The sequence below is a fragment of the Streptomyces sp. NBC_01275 genome (assembly GCF_026340655.1).
GTDB lineage: Bacteria > Actinomycetota > Actinomycetes > Streptomycetales > Streptomycetaceae > Streptomyces.
The window spans coordinates 9,585,970-9,603,893 of sequence record NZ_JAPEOZ010000001.1; the positions used below are offsets into that span (position 1 = coordinate 9,585,970).

Below are 17,924 nucleotides of genomic sequence, written 5' to 3' on the forward strand. Positions count from 1 at the left end.
GTCGACGGCGGCCCGCGCCGGTTGACCAGGAGCGCGGCCGTCCGGCTCGGTTCGGCGTCCACGGGATCCCCCTCGTGTCCGTCGTGCAGTGGATCGTGTTACGAAGAACCATGCGCGCACACGAGGGACACCACACCTACGACGCCGTCATCGTCGGCGGCGGCCACAACGGGCTGGTCGCCGCCGCCTATCTGGCCCGGGCCGGCCGGTCCGTGCTGGTGCTGGAGCGGCTGGACCACACCGGGGGCGCCGCCGTCTCCACCCGCCCCTTCACCGGCGTCGACGCCCGGCTGTCGCGCTACTCGTACCTGGTCAGCCTGCTCCCGCAGAAGATCGTGCGGGATCTGGGGCTCGACTTCCGCGTCCAGGGCCGCACCATCTCCTCGTACACCCCCGCGGAGCGCGACGGGCGGCCGACCGGACTGCTCGTGGGCGGCGGCGAGGCGCGCACCCGGGAGGCGTTCGCCCGGCTGACGGGCGGCGAGCGCGAGTACACGGCCTGGGAGCGGTTCTACGGCATGACGGGCCGCGTCGCCCAGCGGATCTTCCCGACGCTCACCGAGCCCCTGCCCACCCGGGACGAGCTGCGCCGGAGGGTCGACGACGAGGAGGCCTGGCGCACCCTCTTCGAGGAGCCGATCGGCGTGGCCGTCGAGGAGCGCTTCGCGGACGACCTGGTCCGGGGCGTGGTCCTCACCGACGCCCTCATCGGCACCTTCGCCGACGCCCACGACCCCTCCCTCAAGCAGAACCGCTGCTTCCTCTACCACGTCATCGGCGGCGGCACCGGCGCCTGGGACGTGCCCGTCGGCGGCATGGGCGCCCTGACCGACGCGCTGGCCGCCGCGGCCCGGGACGCGGGCGCCGTCCTCGCCACCGGGCACGAGGCCCTGCGCATCGCCACCGACGGCCGTACCGCCGAGGTCACGTACCGCACCGCCGACGGCGAGGGCGTCGCCACGGCCCGCCACGTCCTGGTCAACGCCTCCCCGCAAGCGCTCGCCGCCCTCACCGACGACCAGCCGCCCGCCCCCGCCGAGGGCGCCCAGCTCAAGGTGAACATGCTGCTCAAGCGGCTGCCCCGGCTCCGGGACGGCTCCGTCGACCCGCGCGAGGCGTTCGCCGGAACCTTCCACATCGCCGAGGGCTACGACCAGCTCGCCGCCGCCCACGCCCAGGCCGCCGCCGGTGACCTCCCCGCCGCCCCGCCCTCCGAGATCTACTGCCACTCCCTGACCGACCCGAGCATCCTCGGCCCCGACCTGGTCGCACAGGGCTACCAGACGCTGACCCTGTTCGGCCTGCACACTCCCGCCCGGCTCTTCGCACGGGACAACGACGCCGTCCGCGAGGAACTGCTGAAGTCGACCCTCGCCCAGCTCGACGCGCACCTCGCCGAACCCCTCGCCGACTGCCTGGCCCTCGACGCCGACGGCCGCCCCTGCATCGAGGCGCGGACCCCGCTGGACCTGGAGCACGACCTCGGCCTGCCCGGCGGAAACATCTTCCACCGCGACCTGTCCTGGCCCTACGCCCAGGAGGGCGCCGGCCGTTGGGGCGTGGAGACCCGACACCCCAACGTCCTGCTGTGCGGCGCGGGCGCGGTGCGCGGGGGAGGGGTCAGCGGGGTGCCGGGACACAACGCGGCGATGGCGGTGCTGGAGGCGTCGGCCTCCTAGGGGCTCGGGTCCGCATTCCTCCCAGCAATCTGACGGTGTATCAGAAAAGGCCTTCCGTCGTCGGGAGGACTGCGGCATCCTGCGCCCATGCAGACGGAGCTGAGCAATCAACTGGGAGTCGAGCACGCCGTCTTCGGCTTCACGCCGTTCCCCGCCGTCGCCGCGGCCATCAGCCGGGCCGGCGGCTTCGGCGTGCTCGGCGCGGTCCGCTACACCGCCCCCGACGACCTCAAACGCGACCTCGACTGGATCGAGGCGCACGTCGACGGACGGCCGTACGGGCTCGACGTCGTGATGCCCGCGAAGAAGGTGGAAGCCCCGGAGAATCAGACACTGACGGAGGCCGACGTCGAGGCGATGATCCCCGAGGGGCACCGGCAGTTCGTGCGGGACACCCTCGCCAAGTACGGGGTCCCGGAGCTGGCCGAGGGCGAGGCGTCCGGCTGGCGCATCACCGGCTGGATGGAGCAGGTCGCCCGCAGCCAGCTCGACGTGGCCTTCGACTACCCGATCCGGCTGCTCGCCAACGCCCTCGGCTCCCCGCCCGCCGACGTCGTCGCCCGCGCCCACGACCAGGGCGTGCTCGTCGCCGCGCTGGCCGGCAGCGCCCGGCACGCCCGCAAGCACCAGGAGGGGGGCATCGACATCGTCGTGGCGCAGGGCTACGAGGCCGGCGGGCACACCGGCGAGATCGCCTCCATGGTGCTCACGCCCGAGGTCGTCGACGCCGTGGACCCGCTGCCCGTGCTGGCCGCCGGCGGCATCGGCAGCGGACGGCAGATCGCCGCCGCCCTCGCGCTCGGCGCCCAGGGCGTCTGGCTCGGCTCGCTCTGGCTGACCACCGCCGAGGCCGATCTGCACTCGGCGGCCCTGATCCGCAAGCTCCTCGCGGCCGGTTCCGGCGACACCGTCCGCTCCCGCGCCCTCACCGGGAAACCCGCTCGCCAGCTCCGTACCGAATGGACCGACGCCTGGGACGACCGGGACGGGCCCGGCACGCTTCCCATGCCCCTGCAGGGCCTGCTCGTCGCCGAGGCCGTCTCCCGCATCCAGAAGTACGAGGTCGACCCCCTGCTCGGCACGCCCGTCGGCCAGATCGTCGGCCGGATGAACGACGTCCGCAGCGTCCAGGCCGTCTTCGACGACCTCACCCGGGGTTTCGAACAGGCCGTGGACCGCGTCAACCGCATCGCCGGAAGGAGCGGCCAGTGACGACCACACCCCCCGCGGGCTTCTGGGCCCAGGCTGCCGAGCACCCCGACCGCACGGTCCTGATCGCGCCCGACGGCGAGGAGTGGACCGCCGGACGCCTGCACGCCGCCGCGAACCGGCTGGTCCACGGGCTGCGCGCGGCCGGGATGGAACGCGGCGACGCGTTCGCCGTCGTCCTGCCCAACTCGGCCGAGTTCTTCACCGCCCACCTCGCCGCGACCCAGGCCGGCTTCTACCTCGTCCCCGTCAACCACCACCTGGTGGGCCCCGAGATCGCCTGGATCGTCTCCGACTCCGGCGCCAAGGTGCTGCTCGCGCACGAGCGTTACGGCGACCAGGCGTCCCGCGCGGCCGACGAGGCCGGACTCCCCGCCACCCACCGGTACGCCGTCGGGACGATCGAGGGCTTCCGGCCGTACGCCGAACTCCTCGACGGACAGCCGGAGTCGGCGCCCGCCGACCGTACCCTCGGCTGGGTCATGAACTACACCTCGGGCACCACGGGCCGCCCGCGCGGCATCCGGCGCCCGCTGCCCGGCAAGCTCCCCGAAGAGGCGTACCTCGGCGGCTTCCTCGGCATCTTCGGCGTGCGGCCGTTCGACGACAACGTGCACCTGGTCTGCTCGCCGCTCTACCACACCGCCGTGCTCCAGTTCGCGGGCGCGTCCCTGCACATCGGCCACCAGCTCGTCCTGATGGACAAGTGGACGCCCGAGGAGATGCTCCGCCTCATCGACGCCCACCGCTGTACGCACACCCACATGGTCCCGACCCAGTTCCACCGCCTGCTGGCCCTCCCCGAGGACGTACGGGCGCGCTACGACGTCTCGGCCATGCGGCACGCCATCCACGGCGCCGCCCCCTGCCCCGACCACGTCAAGCGGGCGATGATCGACTGGTGGGGCGACTGCGTGGAGGAGTACTACGCGGCCAGCGAGGGCGGCGGGGCGTTCGCGACGGCCGAGGACTGGCTGAAGAAGCCCGGCACGGTCGGCAAGGCCTGGCCCATCAGCGAACTGGCGATCTTCGACGACGACGGCAACCGCCTCCCGCCCGGCGAACTCGGCACCGTGTACATGAAGATGACCACCGGCGGCTTCGCCTACCACAAGGACGAGGCGAAGACGCAGAAGAACCGCATCGGCGACTTCTTCACCGTCGGCGACCTGGGCGTGCTCGACGAGGACGGCTATCTGTTCCTGCGCGACCGCAAGATCGACATGATCATCTCGGGCGGGGTGAACATCTATCCGGCGGAGATCGAGTCCGCCCTGCTCGCCCATCCCGCCGTCGCCGACGCCGCCGCCTTCGGGATCCCGCACGACGACTGGGGCGAGGAGGTCAAGGCGGTCGTCGAACCGGCCGCCGGGCAGGAGCCGGGACCCGCCCTCGCCGCCGCCCTTCTCGCCCACTGCGCCGACCGCCTGGCCGGCTACAAGCGCCCCAAGAGCATCGACTTCATCGCCGAGATGCCCCGCGACCCCAACGGCAAGCTGTACAAGCGACGGCTGCGGGAGCCGTACTGGGAGGGCCGCACCCGCCCGGTGTGACCTGCCCTGCGAGGTGCGCGCGACTTGACCTGTCCCGGCGCCCCGTCGAGGATCATGTGTCATGACGCCCGGACACGGCAGTACCGTCGACGGGGTGCTGCGGCGCAGTGCGCGGCGCACCCCGGCGCGCGTCGCGGTGGAGTACCGCGACCGCACCTGGACCTACGAAGAACTCGACGAGGCGGTCTCCCGCGCGGCCGGCGTCCTGCTCGGCCAGGGGCTCGCCCCCGGCGACCGGGTCGGCGCCTACGGCCACAACTCCGACGCCTACCTCATCGCCTTCCTCGCCTGCGCCCGCGCCGGCCTGGTGCACGTCCCCGTGAACCAGCACCTCACCGGCGACGACCTCGCCTATCTCGTCGACCAGTCGGGGAGCACCCTGGTCCTGACCGACCCGGACCTCGCCGCCCGACTCCCGGACGGCGTAAGGGCGTTGCCGCTGCGCGACGCCGACGACTCGCTCCTCGCCCTGCTGGCCGCCGCCCCGCCGTACGACGGTCCCGAGCCGCGCTCCGAGGACCTGGTGCAGCTGCTGTACACCTCGGGCACGACGGCCCTGCCCAAGGGCGCGATGATGACCCACCGCTCCCTGGTGCACGAGTACCTGAGCGCGATCACCGCCCTGGACCTGAGCGCCGGCGACCGCCCCGCGCACTCCCTCCCGCTGTACCACTCGGCGCAGCTGCACGTGTTCCTGCTGCCCTACCTCGCGGTCGGCGCCACGAACGTCATCCTCGACGCCCCCGACGGCGACCTGCTCCTCGACCTGATCGAGGAGGGCCGCGTGGACAGCCTCTTCGCCCCGCCCACCGTGTGGATCGGCCTCGCGGGCCGCCCCGACTTCGAGACGCGCGACCTCAGCGGGCTGCGCAAGGCGTACTACGGGGCGTCCATCATGCCGGTGCCCGTCCTCGAACGGCTGCGCGCCCGTCTGCCGAAGCTCGGCTTCTACAACTGCTTCGGCCAGAGCGAGATCGGCCCGCTCGCCACCGTCCTCGCCCCCGACGAGCACAAGGGCCGCATGGACTCCTGTGGACGGACCGTCCTGTTCGTGGACGCGCGGGTCGTCGACGAGAACGGCAAGGACGTCCCCGACGGGACCGCCGGCGAGATCGTCTACCGCTCCCCGCAGTTGTGCGAGGGCTACTGGGACAAGCCCGAGGAGACCGCCGAGGCCTTCCGCGACGGCTGGTTCCACTCCGGCGACCTCGCCGTCCGCGACGCCCACGGCTACTTCACGATCGTCGACCGGGTGAAGGACGTCATCAACTCCGGCGGCGTCCTGGTCGCCTCGCGCCAGGTCGAGGACGCGCTGTACACGCACGAGGCCGTCGCCGAGGTCGCGGTGATCGGCCTGCCCGACGAGAAGTGGATCGAGGCGGTCACGGCGGTCGTCGTGCGGCGCGAGGGGGCGGGCGAGGTCCAGGAGGACGAACTCATCGCCCACGCCCGGGAGAAGCTCGCCTCCTTCAAGGCCCCGAAGCGGGTGGTCTTCGTGGACGCGCTGCCGCGCAACGCCAGCGGGAAGATCCTGAAGCGTGAGCTGCGGGACCGGTTCGGCGGCCTACTTCGGCCGTAGGTCCACGATCCGCCTGATCTTGCCCACCGAGCGCTCCAGCGACTCCGGGTCGACGATCTCGACGGCGACCGACACGCCGATGCCGTCCTTCACGGCCGCCGCGATGGCGCGTGCGGCCGTGTCGCGGTCCTCGGGCGTGGCGCCGGCGCGGGCCTCCGCGCGGACCGTGAGGGCGTCGAGGCGGCCCTCGCGGGTCAGCCGGAGCTGGAAGTGCGGGGCGACGGCCGGGGTGCGCAGGACGATCTCCTCGATCTGGGTGGGGAAGAGGTTCACCCCGCGCAGGATGACCAGGTCGTCGCTGCGGCCCGTCACCTTCCGCATCCGCCGGAAGACCCGTGCCGTGCCCGGCAGCAGCCGCGTGAGGTCACGCGTCCGGTAGCGGACGATCGGCATGGCCTCCTTGGTGAGCGAGGTGAAGACCAGCTCCCCCTCCTCGCCCTCCGGAAGGACCTCCCCGGTGATCGGGTCGACGACCTCCGGATAGAAGTGGTCCTCCCAGATGTGCAGCCCGTCCTTGGTCTCCACGCACTCCTGCGCCACCCCCGGGCCGATCACCTCCGACAGCCCGTAGATGTCGACCGCGTCGATCGCGAACCGCTCCTCGATCTCCTGACGCATCCGCTCCGTCCACGGCTCGGCGCCGAAGATCCCCACCCGCAGGGAGGTGGAGCGCGGGTCGACGCCCTGCCGCTCGAACTCGTCGAGCAGGGTGAGCATGTAGGAGGGCGTCACCATGATGACCCCGGGCCTCAGGTCCTGGATCAGCTGGACCTGACGGGACGTCATGCCGCCGGACGCGGGGATCACCGTACAGCCGAGGCGTTCGGCGCCGTAGTGGGCGCCCAGGCCGCCGGTGAACAGGCCGTAGCCGTAGGCCACATGGACCGTGTCGCCCGGTCGGCCGCCCGCCGCGCGGATCGAACGGGCCACCATGTCCGCCCACAGGGAGAGGTCGCCGTCCGTGTAGCCGACGACCGTGGGGCGGCCGGTCGTGCCGCTGGAGGCGTGCAGCCGGCGGATGCGGTCGCGGGGCACGGCGAACATGCCGTACGGATAGTGCGCGCGCAGGTCCGCCTTGACGGTGAAGGGGAAGCGGGACAGGTCGGCGAGGTCGCGGCAGTCGTCGGGGTGGACCCCGGCCTTGTCGAACGCGTCGCGGTAGAAGGGCACATGGGCGTACGCGTGCCGCAACGAGGCTCGCAGCCGCTCCAGTTGGAGCGCCCGCAGGGCGTCCACGTCGAGACGCTCGCCCTCGTCCAGCAGGCCCCTCGCATCCGTCATGGGCTTTCTCCCTCGTTCACTGAAACGTACCAATCAAGGCCGATTCGGGCGACCGATCATTCGGTAGACGCGCTCGTGATCGTAATCCAGGGCTACGGGCGTCGGGCAAGAGGTCGGCGGGGACTTTCGGCCGGGAGAACTCCGTTGCGGGCGGGTGCGGCGGGCGTCGAGGATCGGGGCCATGCCGTTCTTCACCGCGCCCGACGGAACCCGACTCGCCTACCACGTGCGGGGCGAGGGCGAGCCGCTCGTCGTCCTGCCCGGCGGGCCCATGCGGGCCTCCGTCCATCTCGGCGACCTCGGAGGCCTCGCCGCCCACCGCCGGCTGATCCTCCTGGACCTGCGCGGCACCGGCGACTCCGCACTTCCGGCGGATCCGGCGACGTACCGCTGCGACCGGCAGGTCGACGACGTCGAGGCGCTGCGCGTCCACCTGGGTCTGGAGCGCGTCGACGTGCTCGCGCACTCGGCGGGCGGCAGCCTGGCGATGCTGTACGCGGGCCGGTACCCGCACCGGGTGGGCCGGCTCGCGCTGATCACCGTGATCCCGTGGGCCCTGGGCCGGTCGGCCACCGTCGCGGACCGGCTGACGGCGGCGCGGCTGCGCGCGGACGAGCCGTGGTTCGCGACGGCGTACCCGGCGTTCGAGGCGTGGCTGACGGGTGAGGGTGAGGGTGAGAGCGAGGGGGACGCCGGGTCCGATTCCGACGCCGACGACTGGACGGGTTTCGGCGGGTTCTTCTACGGCCGCTGGGACGACACCGCTCGCGCGCACCTGGCCGCCGCGGACGAGCAGACCAACCCCGAGGGGGGCGAGCGTTTCCACGACCCGGCCGGCTACGACCCGCCCGCGCTGCGCGCCGCCCTCGCGGAGGTGACCGCCCCGGTCCTCGTGCTCGCCGGGGAGGTGGACGGCGGTCCCCGGCCCGAGCTCGCCCGGCTGGTCGCCGACGCCTTCCCGAACGCCGAGTTCGCCGTGCAGCCCGGCGCGGGGCACTACCCGTGGCGGGACGACCCGGGGTGGTTCGTCCGCCGTGTTGAGGGCTTTCTCGGGTAGTGCGGCCGTGTCGGAGCGGCTCTCGTCACCGGTCCTCGGCCACCGCGATCTCCCGCGCCCACCGGTAGTCCGCCTTCCCGCTGGGCGAGCGGTGGATGGACTCGGAGATGACCAGCTGGCGGGGGATCTTGTAGCCGGCGAGGCGGGCGCGGCAGTGGGTCTGGATCTCGGTGAGGGAGGGGTGCGGGGCTCCTGTGCGGAGCTGCACCACCGCCGCGACATGGTTGCCCCACGTGGCGTCCGGGACGCCGGCCACCAGGGCGTCGTACACGTCGGGGTGCGACTTCAGCGCCTGCTCGACCTCCTCCGGGTACACCTTCTCGCCCCCGGTGTTGATGCACTGCGAGCCCCGGCCGAGGACGGTGACCACGCCGTCCTCGTCGACCGTCGCCATGTCCCCGAGCAGCACCCAGCGCACGCCGTCCTTCTCGAAGAACGTCTCGGCCGATTTCACCGGGTCGTTGTAGTAGCCGAGCGGCACATGGCCGTGCTGGGCGACCCGGCCCACCTCGCCCACGGCGATCGGCTCGTACGTCGCCGGATCGACCACCTGGGTACGGGAGTTCACCCGGATGCGGAAGCCGCGCTCGGGGCCCGAGTCCGCCGTGGCCGTGCCGTTGAAGCCGGACTCGGAGGAGCCGAAGTTGTTCAGCAGCATCGCGTTCGGCAGCAGCGCCGCGAACTGGCGGCGGACCGTGTCCGACATGATCGCCCCGGACGAGGACACGCTGAACAGCGTCGAGCAGTCCGTGCCCTTCAGTGGGCCTTCGAGCGCGTCGATCAGCGGCCGCAGCATCGCGTCGCCCACCAGGGAGATCGCGTTGACCTTCTCCTTCTCGACGGTCCGCAGCACCTCCTCGGGCACGAACTTCCGGTGCAGGACGACCCGTTGGCCGAAGTTGAAGCCGATGAAGGCGGTGAGGGTCGAGGTGCCGTGCATCAGCGGGGGAGTGGGGAAGAAGGTGATCCCCGAGCCGCCCGCCGCGACCCGCTCGGCGAGCTCCTCGGGCTTGCTCACCGGCTCCCCGGTGGGTGCCCCGCCTCCCAACCCCGAGAAGAACAGGTCCTCTTGACGCCACATCACACCCTTGGGCATGCCCGTCGTGCCGCCGGTGTAGATGATGAACTGGTCGTCGCCGGAGCGTTGCGGGAACCCACGCTCCGGCGATCCGCCCGCCTCGGCGTCCGCGAAGGCGGTGACACCGTCGCCCCGCGGCTTCCCGTCGCCCGTCGGTCCGAGCGGCTGCCCGTCGTCCACCGGTCCGACGCGCACGAGATGGCGGAGCGCCGGGGCCTGTGGCAGGGCCGCCGCCACCCGGTCGGTGAACTCCGCGTCGAAGACCAGCCCGACCAGGTCGGCGTCCCGGTAGAGGTAGACCAACTCGTCTTCCACATAGCGGTAGTTGACGTTCACCGGCACGATCCGGGCCTTGAGGCAGCCGAGCACCGTCTGTAGGTACTCGACGCCGTTGTAGAGGTGGAGGCCGACGTGCTCGCCCGGCCGGATCCCGCTGTCCAGGAGGTGGTGGCCGAGGCGGTTGGCCGCCGCGTCCAGCTCCGCGTAGGCCAGCCGGCGCTCCGCACCCGTGCCGGGATGGTCGACGAACACGAGTGCCTCGCGGTCCGCCGCCACATCGACGACCGACTCGAACAGGTCGGCAAGGTTGTACTCCACCGTTCCTCCTGACCTCACGACGGTCTGGCCCGTTGACGGTTCACGACGGTCCGGCCCCTGACGGCTCGCCGGTCATCAGAGCAAAGCGCGCGGCAAGTGGGAAGGGTTCGCGCGAAGAAATCTGACTACCTGTCAGAAAACCCTTGAAGTGCCATCACGCCTCCTGCAACCTGTTCTCGTTCTCACAGAGGGGAGACGGTCGATGGGCGGAACGGAACACCTCACCGTGCACCGCGAGGGCGCCACCCTGGTGCTCACGCTCAACAGGCCCGAGGCGAAGAACGCGCTCTCGCTGGGCATGCTCGTCGGTCTGTACGACGGCTGGATCGAGGCCGACGAGGACGACTCGGTCCGCTCGGTCGTGTTCACCGGCGCCGGCGGCTCGTTCTGCGCCGGCATGGACCTCAAGGCCCTCGCCGGAAAGGGCATGGAGGGCGAGCAGTACCGCGACCGGCTCAAGGCCGATCCGGACCTGCACTGGAAGGCGATGCTGCGCCATCACCGCCCCCGCAAGCCGGTGATCGCCGCCGTCGAGGGCCACTGTGTGGCGGGCGGCACCGAGATGCTCCAGGGCACCGACATCCGCGTCGCGGGCGAGTCCGCGTCGTTCGGCCTCTTCGAGGTCAGACGCGGTCTGTTCCCGATCGGCGGCTCCACGGTCCGCCTGCAGCGCCAGATCCCGCGCACCCACGCCCTGGAGATGCTGCTCACCGGACGGTCGTACAGCGCGCGGGAGGCCGCGGACATCGGGCTGATCGGACACGTCGTCCCGGACGGCACGGCCCTGGAGAAGGCCCTGGAGATCGCCGAACGCGTCAACGCCTGCGGGCCGTTGGCCGTCGAGGCCGTCAAGGCGTCGGTGTACGAGACCGCCGAGCTGACCGAGACCGACGGCCTCGCCGCCGAACTCGCCCGCGGCTGGCCCGTCTTCGACACCGCCGACGCCAAGGAGGGAGCCCGGGCCTTCGCGGAGAAGCGGCCGCCCCTCTACAAGCGAGCGTGACGCTCCGCCGGGTGAGCGGCTGGCAAGCGCCCGTCGCACGGCCGCGGTCTGCTGTGGCTGGTCGCGCCCACGCGGCGGAGCCGCACAGGTAACCCGCCCCGCGCCCCTTCGGGGGCGCCCCCCCATTGACGCTGACTCTCCGAGGAGGCTGCCCTCCATGCCCGAAGTCCTCAAAGCCCCACTTGTCCTCGAGTTCCCGTTCACCCGGTCCCTCGGCCCCGTCCAGAGCGCCTTCCTCACCGGCCTGCGCGAACGGGTCGTCCTCGGCGTGACGACCACCGACGGCCGCACCCTCGTCCCGCCCGTCGAGTACGACCCCGTCACCGCCGACGAGCTCCACGACCTCGTCGAGGTCGCCCCCACCGGCACCGTGACCACCTGGGCCTGGAACCACGCCCCGCGCCGCGGCCAGCCCCTCGCCACCCCCTTCGCCTGGGTCCTGGTCCGCCTCGACGGCGCCGACACCGCCCTGCTGCACGCCCTCGACGCCCCCGGCCCCGACGCCGTGCACACCGGCCTGCGCGTCCGCGTCCGCTGGGCCGAGGAACGCACCGGCGCCATCACGGACATCGCCTGCTTCGAGCCGTACGACGGCGACGAAGCCCACCGACCCGCGGGCCACAGCGGCGAGTTCGAGAACGCGGTCACCGGCATCGTGGCGCCCGCGCGACTCGACTACGTCTACTCGCCCGGCCGTGCCCAGTCCGCCTACATCCACGCGCTCGCCGAACAGCGGAACGTCGGCGAACGCTGCCCGTCCTGCCGCAAGGTGTACGTCCCGCCGCGGGGTGCGTGCCCCACCTGTGGGGTGGCCACCTCCGAACAGGTCGAAGTGGGTCCGCGCGGCACCGTCACCACCTTCTGCATCGTCAACATCAAGGCGAAGAACCTCGACATCGAAGTCCCCTACGTCTACGCCCACATCGCCCTCGACGGAGCCGACCTCGCGCTGCACGGACGTATCGGCGGGATCCCCTACGACCAGGTGCGCATGGGACTGCGCGTCGAGGCGGTGTGGACCGAGGGCGGCCGCTATCCGGACCACTACCGGCCGACCGGGGAGCCCGACGCCGACTACGACGCCTACAAGGAGCTGCTGTGACCAGCGAGGAAGCCTCGGGTCCCCGTGACATCGCCGTCGTCGCCTTCGCGCAGACCGACGTGCTGCGCACCACCGACGAGATCTCCGAGGTGGAGATGCTCATGCCGGTTCTGCACCAGGTCCTCGACCGCACCGGCCTCAAGACCGCCGACATCGGCTTCACCTGCTCCGGCTCCAGCGACTACCTGGCCGGCCGCGCCTTCTCCTTCACCCTCGCCCTCGACGGCGTCGGCGCCTGGCCGCCGATCTCCGAGTCCCACGTCGAGATGGACGGGGCCTGGGCCCTGTACGAGGCCTGGACCAAACTGCTCACCGGCGACGCGGACACCGCCCTCGTCTACTCCTACGGCAAGTCCTCGCCCGGCTCCGTGCGCGATGTGCTGACCCGCCAGCTGGACCCCTACTACGTCGCCCCCCTGTGGCCCGACTCCGTCGCCCTCGCCGCCCTCCAGGCGCAGGCCCTGATCGACGCGGGCGACACCGACGAGCCCGCGCTCGCCGCGATCGGCGCCCGCAGCCGCCGGGTCGCGACCCTCAACCCCCATGCACAGCGGCGAGGTTCGGTGCCCCAAGGCGAGTATGTCGTGCGGCCGCTGCGCGTCGGCGACTGTCCGCCCGTCGGCGACGGGGCCGCCGCCGTGATCCTCGCGGCGGGAGAGAGGGCCCGCGAGCTGTGCTCCCGACCCGCCTGGATCCGGGGCGTCGACCACCGCATCGAGGCCCACGCGCTCGGCGTGCGCGACCTGACCGACTCCCCCTCGACCCGCCTCGCCGCGGAGCACGCCGGAGCCTTCGAACGGCCCGTCGACACCGCCGAGCTGCATGCGCCGTTCAGCGCGCAGGAGGTCGTTCTGCGCAAGGCGCTGCGGCTGGACGACAGCGTGCGGGTGAACCTGTCCGGCGGCGCCCTCGCCGCCAACCCGATGATGGCCGCCGGCCTCGTCCGCATCGGCGAGGCCGCCGCCCGCATCCACCGGGGCGAGTCCGACCGCGCCCTCGCCCACGCCACCTCCGGCCCGTGTCTGCAACAGAACCTGGTCGCCGTACTCGAAGGGGATCCGCGATGAGCAAGGAGCCCGTGGCCGTCGTCGGGATCGGCCAGACCAAGCACGTCGCCGCCCGACGGGACGTCTCGATCGCCGGACTGGTGCGGGAGGCGGCCCGACGCGCCCTCGACGACGCCGAGTTGACCTGGTCCGACGTCGACGCCGTCGTCATCGGCAAGGCGCCCGACTTCTTCGAGGGCGTGATGATGCCCGAGCTGTACCTCGCCGACGCCCTCGGCGCGGTCGGCAAGCCCATGCTGCGTGTGCACACGGCGGGCTCGGTCGGCGGATCGACGGCGCTGGTCGCCGCCAACCTCGTCGCGGCCCGCGTCCACGGCACCGTGCTCACCCTCGCCTTCGAAAAACAGTCCGAGTCCAACGCCATGTGGGGCCTGTCCCTGCCGATCCCCTTCCAGCAGCCCCTGCTGGCCGGGGCGGGCGGCTTCTTCGCCCCGCATGTGCGCGCGTACATGCGTCGCAGCGGGGCGCCCGACACCGTCGGCTCCCTCGTGGCGTACAAGGACCGGCGCAACGCGCTGAAGAACCCCTACGCCCATCTCCACGAGCACGACATCACGCTGGAGAAGGTCCAGGCCTCGCCCATGCTCTGGGACCCGATCCGCTACTCGGAGACCTGCCCCTCCTCCGACGGCGCCTGCGCGATGGTCCTCACCGACCGCGCCGGAGCCGCCCGCGCCCCCCGGCCGCCCGCCTGGGTGCTCGGCGGCGCGATGCGCAGCGAACCGACCCTCTTCGCCGGCAAGGACGCCGTGTCGCCCCAGGCCGGCAAGGACTGCGCCGCCGACGTCTACCGGCAGGCCGGCGTCACCGACCCGCGCCGGGACATCGACGCCGTCGAGATGTACGTGCCGTTCTCCTGGTACGAGCCCATGTGGCTGGAAAACCTCGGCTTCGCCGACGAGGGCGAGGGCTGGAAGCTCACCGAGTCCGGGGTCACCGAGCTCGACGGCGACCTCCCCGTCAATATGTCGGGCGGCGTCCTGTCCACCAATCCCATCGGCGCCTCCGGCATGATCCGCTTCGCGGAGGCGGCGCTCCAGGTGCGCGGCCAGGCCGGAGAACACCAGGTGGAGCGGGCTCGTACGGTCCTCGGCCACGCCTACGGCGGCGGCTCCCAGTTCTTCTCCATGTGGCTCGTGGGAGCCGCGGCCCCGTAGTCCTGAAAGGTCCTCCACACGTGCTCTGTCGGCGTCCGGGACCGATCGCTAGGCTGGCCGCGGACGACGAACCGGGAGGAGCACGGACGTGGCCGAGACCACCATCCAGCAGCAGCCGCTCAGGGGCTGGGACAAGCCCGAGCTGGACCTCAGCAACGCGGAGTGGCAGTCCAGCAGCCGGGGGCGGGGGGATGTCCAGATCGCCTTCGTCGAGGGATTCATCGCGATGCGCAACAGCGGCCGCCCCCAGAGCCCTTCCCTGATCTTCACCCCCGCGGAGTGGGGCGCGTTCGTGTCGGGGGCGCGGGAAGGGGAGTTCGACCTGACCTGAGCCCCGCGCGCCGAACCGCCGGCCGCCGCCCGACCGTCGGCCGGCGGCGTCCGGGCGGAGGCCTGCCGGGGCGCGGGAGCGAGCGGGCGTTGGCACGGGCATACGGGCTCGCGGGCGTGCGGAGCGCCGGGCGCACCGGCTGGTGGGCGCATTTCCCGCTACTGGGTCGCTGAGGATCCTGGCCGACCCGCCGACCCGCCGACCCGCCGACCCGCCGACCGGCCGACCCGCCGACCCGGCCGGCCGCGCTGCCCGGGTGGCGGCCGGCCCCGGGACCGTTCCGGGCCCCGCCGGGTGTGCGGCCGACGCGACGCCCCTCGCCGTGACCCGCCTGCCCGCCCGCCTCCCGCCCGTGCCGCAGGCCCTGCGGCGTCTCAGCGCGCCGCCCGCCCGGACGCCCGCCGTCCCCGTTGCGCACCGGCCCCGGCGTCGGCCCGAAACCGACGACCCCGCAGGGCGTGGCGGCCCCGGGAACCAGTGTGCGGAAGGGGTCGCCGATGGGGGCTCCCGGGCGTCGCCGAGCGCTCCCGGACACGTACCATGGCGGCATGTCGTTCCTCCGCCGCCGCAGCGCCACTCCCGCCGGGCCCGACTTCGACGTCCTGGCCATGGATCCGGGCGACTGGCCCGGCAATCTGGGCGCCGGTCTGCTGCCCGCCCCCGACGGCAGCTGCCAGGGCGTCTTCCTGCGCTACGACCTGTTCGGCGGCCGCGGCCCCGCGATGATCATCGGCAATCTGCCCGAGGGCTCCCCGGCCCGCGAGGTCGCCGACGACGAGGTCCCCTTCGAGGTCGCCCAGCTGCTGGTCGCGCTGGAGAACGACGAGGAGGTGACGGTCGTGGGCACCGAGGACATGCCGGTGATGCAGGGCGACAACCTCCTGATCGTCCGCCGGCTGAAGCTCTCCGAGAGCCGGATCGCCTGTGTGCAGTTCGACCGCAGCGACAACGTCCTGGTGACCATCGCGGCCTGGGACCGCCCCATCACGGACGACCTGTACGCCCTGCTGAAGCCGCTCCCGGCGGAGCTGTTCCAGCAGGGCTGAGGCCCGCGGAGCGTCACACGGCCGGGACCAGCTGTACGTCGGCGGCCCGGACGAACGCCACCCGGTGGCCGTACTGGATCTCGTAGTACTGGTTCGTGCCGCGTACTACCTGGTGCGAGCCGGTGCTGAAGGTGACCGCGTAGTAGTACTCGCCCGGCACCCGGTCCCCGGTCACGTACTTCTGGCCCTTGGGCAGCGTGTACGGCAGTGCGGACACCGCCTGGACCGGGACCCCCGTCGGGTACGCGGACGCCTCCGGGTAGGCGCGCCCGTATACCGGGACGCTGGTCAAGCCGTCCTTGGGGGTGATGACCTGGCCCGTCGCGGGCACCGCCGTCGGCTTGGCCTTGGGGTTCCTGAACCACGCCTTCTGCCCCAGGTACCAGATCGCCGTCCAGTCGCCCCACTCGTCGGCGACCGCGTACTGCTGGCCGGTGGAGGCCCGTGAGGAGATGTCGTTGACGCCGGTGGTCGGACTGGAACCGATGCCCACGTCCTTGATCAGGGCCGACTTCTCGTCGTGGTCGGAGTACAGCCGGACCTCGCTGGAACCGTGCGCCGCGCACGGCGTGCCCTTGCTGACGCAGCCCGTGTACACCGGCTGGTTCGCCGTGTAGTCCGGCAGGATCGTCACCAGACCGCCGGCCGCCCGCGCCGCAGCCTTGAAGGGGTGGTCCAGCAGCTCGAAGTAGTGCCGCCAGTCCCAGTACGGGCCCGGATCCGTGTGCATCCCCGGGACGGTCGCCGTGGTCGGGCCGGGCACGGTGTCGTGGCCCAGGATGTGCTGCCGGTCCAGCGGGATGCCGTACTTCGCCGCCAGATACGTCACCAGACGCGCCGAGGACCGGTACATCGCCTCGGTGTACCAGGAGTCCGGAGCCGCCAGGAAGCCCTCGTGCTCCAGGCCGATCGACTTGGAGTTGACGTACCAGTTGCCCGAGTGCCAGGCGACGTCCTTGGCCTTCACATGCTGGGCGATGTGCCCGTCGGTGGAGCGCAGCGTGTAGTTCCAGGAGACGTACGTGGGGTCCTGGACCATGTTGAGGACGCCCTCCCAGCCGCCCTCCGTGTCATGCACGACGATGTACCGGATCGACGCGGACGTCGGCCGGTCCGCCACGTCGTGATTGCCGTAGTCGTCGTCGCCGAACTCCTCGTACGGCGCCGCGATCCACTCGCAGGAGACGGTGGTCGGACACTCGGTGCCCGCGGCGGACACCGTGCGCAGGCCGGTCCGCGCCAGCTGGGCCGTCTTCGGGGCAAGCCCAGGCTGCGCGGCCAGGGTGACCAGCTGACCGGCGTCCGTCGTGCGCCGCTCGCCGGTGCGCAGCACGTCGAACACGTCGTCGGCGTAGGCGGCGGCCGTGGCGGTGTCGTCCGCGCCCGAGAAACGCGCCACCGCGCCGTACCACTGCGCCGGGTCGGCGCTCAGCGGCTCGCCCAGATCCTGCTGGGCGGCGGCGAGCAGGGCGGCGCCGCCCGCCACGTTGGACGCGGGGTCGGTGCGCAGCATCTCGGGGTGCAGCCCGGTCAGCTCGGCGGCCCTCGGGAGCGTCTTCAGCCGGGCGGGGACCTCGGCGTCCTGCGGGACCTTCACCTCGGGGTGCAGCGGGGCCCGGGCGGAGTCGCCCCGGGCGTCCTCCGTGCCCTCGCTGTGGTGCGCCGCCGAGGCGAGCGCGCTGCGGGCGTCGGTGAGGTGCATCGGGCCGAAGCCGCCGGTCACGCTCGGGGCCGCGCCGTGCGTGTCCCAGCGGGACTGGAGATAGGAGACGCCCAGCAGGACGCTCTGCGGGACGTGGAACTCGGCGGCCGCGGCGGCGAAGGCCCGCTGGAGGCGGCTCGCCGGGGGATCCGCGGCGTGCGCGGGCGCCGCGCCGAGCAGCGGGAACAGCAGAGCCGCCGACGCGACGGCGCCGGCGGCTCTGTGCAGTTGTCTGGGGTCGGTGACGGATCCTCGCAATGCAGCCTCCTGGGACGAGCGAGCGGACCGGAGCGTGCGGGGCCGGACGTAAGTCACGTGGTACGGCTTGCCGACGATCCGTCAATCATGCCCACAGGGAGGCGATTTCCCATGTCAACAGGGGTCCGGCGAGTCTTGGGGTTCCGGCCGCGTCCCGTCCTGCCGGCTCTTGTCCCGGCGGACGTGCGAAGGCCCGCGGTGCGCCGCCGTTCTGGCGCACCGCGG

General features: G+C 72.4%; 14 protein-coding genes. 11 read left to right on the forward strand and 3 right to left on the reverse strand.

Going from position 1 to position 17,924, the window contains the following annotated elements:
* The first annotated feature begins 110 nt into the window (after positions 1-110).
* The 4 genes from OG562_RS42175 to OG562_RS42190 all read left to right on the forward strand — a co-directional run bounded on the left by OG562_RS42175 (position 111) and on the right by OG562_RS42190 (position 6,020).
* Positions 111-1,679, forward strand: coding sequence for an NAD(P)/FAD-dependent oxidoreductase (locus tag OG562_RS42175; RefSeq protein WP_266407539.1), 1,569 nt, complete (start codon positions 111-113; stop codon positions 1,677-1,679).
* 87 nt (positions 1,680-1,766) lie between these two features.
* Positions 1,767-2,891 carry a nitronate monooxygenase family protein gene (locus tag OG562_RS42180; RefSeq protein WP_266407541.1) on the forward strand — a complete coding sequence of 375 codons (1,125 nt, stop codon included), beginning with the start codon at positions 1,767-1,769 and terminating at the stop codon, positions 2,889-2,891.
* Positions 2,888-4,441 (forward strand): acyl-CoA synthetase, encoded by a 1,554-nt coding sequence (locus OG562_RS42185; RefSeq protein ID WP_266407544.1) that lies wholly within the window; start codon positions 2,888-2,890, stop codon positions 4,439-4,441. The genes OG562_RS42180 and OG562_RS42185 overlap by 4 nt, the downstream gene beginning before the upstream one ends.
* Before the next feature lie 61 nt (positions 4,442-4,502).
* Entirely contained in the window at positions 4,503-6,020 is a 1,518-nt protein-coding gene (locus tag OG562_RS42190; RefSeq protein WP_266407547.1) for an acyl-CoA synthetase, read from the forward strand.
* On the opposite strand, the gene paaK is transcribed toward OG562_RS42190, so the two are convergent.
* On the reverse strand, positions 6,006-7,301 hold the full coding sequence (gene paaK / locus OG562_RS42195) for a phenylacetate--CoA ligase PaaK (protein ID WP_266407550.1): 1,296 nt from the start codon (positions 7,299-7,301) through the stop codon (positions 6,006-6,008). The two genes, OG562_RS42190 and paaK, sit on opposite strands and share 15 nt — an antisense overlap.
* Positions 7,302-7,482: 181 nt before the next feature.
* On the opposite strand from paaK, the gene OG562_RS42200 reads away from it, so the two are divergent.
* Positions 7,483-8,358 (forward strand): alpha/beta fold hydrolase, encoded by an 876-nt coding sequence (locus OG562_RS42200; RefSeq protein ID WP_266407553.1) that lies wholly within the window; start codon positions 7,483-7,485, stop codon positions 8,356-8,358.
* Positions 8,359-8,383: 25 nt separating this feature from the next.
* On the opposite strand, the gene OG562_RS42205 is transcribed toward OG562_RS42200, so the two are convergent.
* On the reverse strand, positions 8,384-10,033 hold the full coding sequence (locus OG562_RS42205; RefSeq protein WP_266407556.1) for an acyl-CoA synthetase: 1,650 nt from the start codon (positions 10,031-10,033) through the stop codon (positions 8,384-8,386).
* A 202-nt stretch (positions 10,034-10,235) separates the two neighbouring features.
* On the opposite strand from OG562_RS42205, the gene OG562_RS42210 reads away from it, so the two are divergent.
* The 6 genes from OG562_RS42210 to OG562_RS42235 all read left to right on the forward strand — a co-directional run bounded on the left by OG562_RS42210 (position 10,236) and on the right by OG562_RS42235 (position 15,739).
* Complete coding sequence (locus tag OG562_RS42210; protein WP_266407559.1) at positions 10,236-11,036, forward strand: crotonase/enoyl-CoA hydratase family protein; 801 nt, start codon at positions 10,236-10,238, stop codon at positions 11,034-11,036.
* A 157-nt stretch (positions 11,037-11,193) separates the two neighbouring features.
* Positions 11,194-12,138: a Zn-ribbon domain-containing OB-fold protein gene (locus OG562_RS42215; RefSeq protein WP_266407561.1), complete on the forward strand. Its 945-nt coding sequence runs from the start codon at positions 11,194-11,196 to the stop codon at positions 12,136-12,138.
* A complete protein-coding gene (locus tag OG562_RS42220; protein WP_266407564.1) occupies positions 12,135-13,205 on the forward strand; it encodes a thiolase domain-containing protein in 1,071 nt (356 codons plus the stop codon). The genes OG562_RS42215 and OG562_RS42220 overlap by 4 nt, the downstream gene beginning before the upstream one ends.
* Positions 13,202-14,362 carry a thiolase domain-containing protein gene (locus OG562_RS42225; protein WP_266407566.1) on the forward strand — a complete coding sequence of 387 codons (1,161 nt, stop codon included), beginning with the start codon at positions 13,202-13,204 and terminating at the stop codon, positions 14,360-14,362. Before OG562_RS42220 ends, OG562_RS42225 begins: the two co-directional genes overlap by 4 nt.
* Before the next feature lie 88 nt (positions 14,363-14,450).
* On the forward strand, positions 14,451-14,693 hold the full coding sequence (locus OG562_RS42230; RefSeq protein ID WP_266407569.1) for a DUF397 domain-containing protein: 243 nt from the start codon (positions 14,451-14,453) through the stop codon (positions 14,691-14,693).
* A gap of 548 nt (positions 14,694-15,241) precedes the next feature.
* On the forward strand, positions 15,242-15,739 hold the full coding sequence (locus OG562_RS42235) for a hypothetical protein (protein WP_266407572.1): 498 nt from the start codon (positions 15,242-15,244) through the stop codon (positions 15,737-15,739).
* A gap of 13 nt (positions 15,740-15,752) precedes the next feature.
* Here the strand turns inward: OG562_RS42235 and OG562_RS42240 are convergent, their stop codons facing one another.
* Positions 15,753-17,699: an N-acetylmuramoyl-L-alanine amidase gene (locus tag OG562_RS42240; RefSeq protein ID WP_266407574.1), complete on the reverse strand. Its 1,947-nt coding sequence runs from the start codon at positions 17,697-17,699 to the stop codon at positions 15,753-15,755.
* Positions 17,700-17,924 lie beyond the last annotated feature (225 nt).

Bases quoted from the DNA above. Each gene is read 5' to 3' on its own strand.
- OG562_RS42175 (WP_266407539.1), top strand. From the start codon at position 111: ATGCGCGCACACGAGGGACACCACACCTACGACGCCGTCATCGTCGGC.
- OG562_RS42180 (WP_266407541.1), top strand. From the start codon at position 1,767: ATGCAGACGGAGCTGAGCAATCAACTGGGAGTCGAGCACGCCGTCTTC.
- OG562_RS42190 (WP_266407547.1), top strand. From the start codon at position 4,503: ATGACGCCCGGACACGGCAGTACCGTCGACGGGGTGCTGCGGCGCAGT.
- paaK (WP_266407550.1), bottom strand. From the start codon at position 7,301: ATGACGGATGCGAGGGGCCTGCTGGACGAGGGCGAGCGTCTCGACGTG.
- OG562_RS42200 (WP_266407553.1), top strand. From the start codon at position 7,483: ATGCCGTTCTTCACCGCGCCCGACGGAACCCGACTCGCCTACCACGTG.
- OG562_RS42210 (WP_266407559.1), top strand. From the start codon at position 10,236: ATGGGCGGAACGGAACACCTCACCGTGCACCGCGAGGGCGCCACCCTG.
- OG562_RS42215 (WP_266407561.1), top strand. From the start codon at position 11,194: ATGCCCGAAGTCCTCAAAGCCCCACTTGTCCTCGAGTTCCCGTTCACC.
- OG562_RS42225 (WP_266407566.1), top strand. From the start codon at position 13,202: ATGAGCAAGGAGCCCGTGGCCGTCGTCGGGATCGGCCAGACCAAGCAC.
- OG562_RS42235 (WP_266407572.1), top strand. From the start codon at position 15,242: ATGTCGTTCCTCCGCCGCCGCAGCGCCACTCCCGCCGGGCCCGACTTC.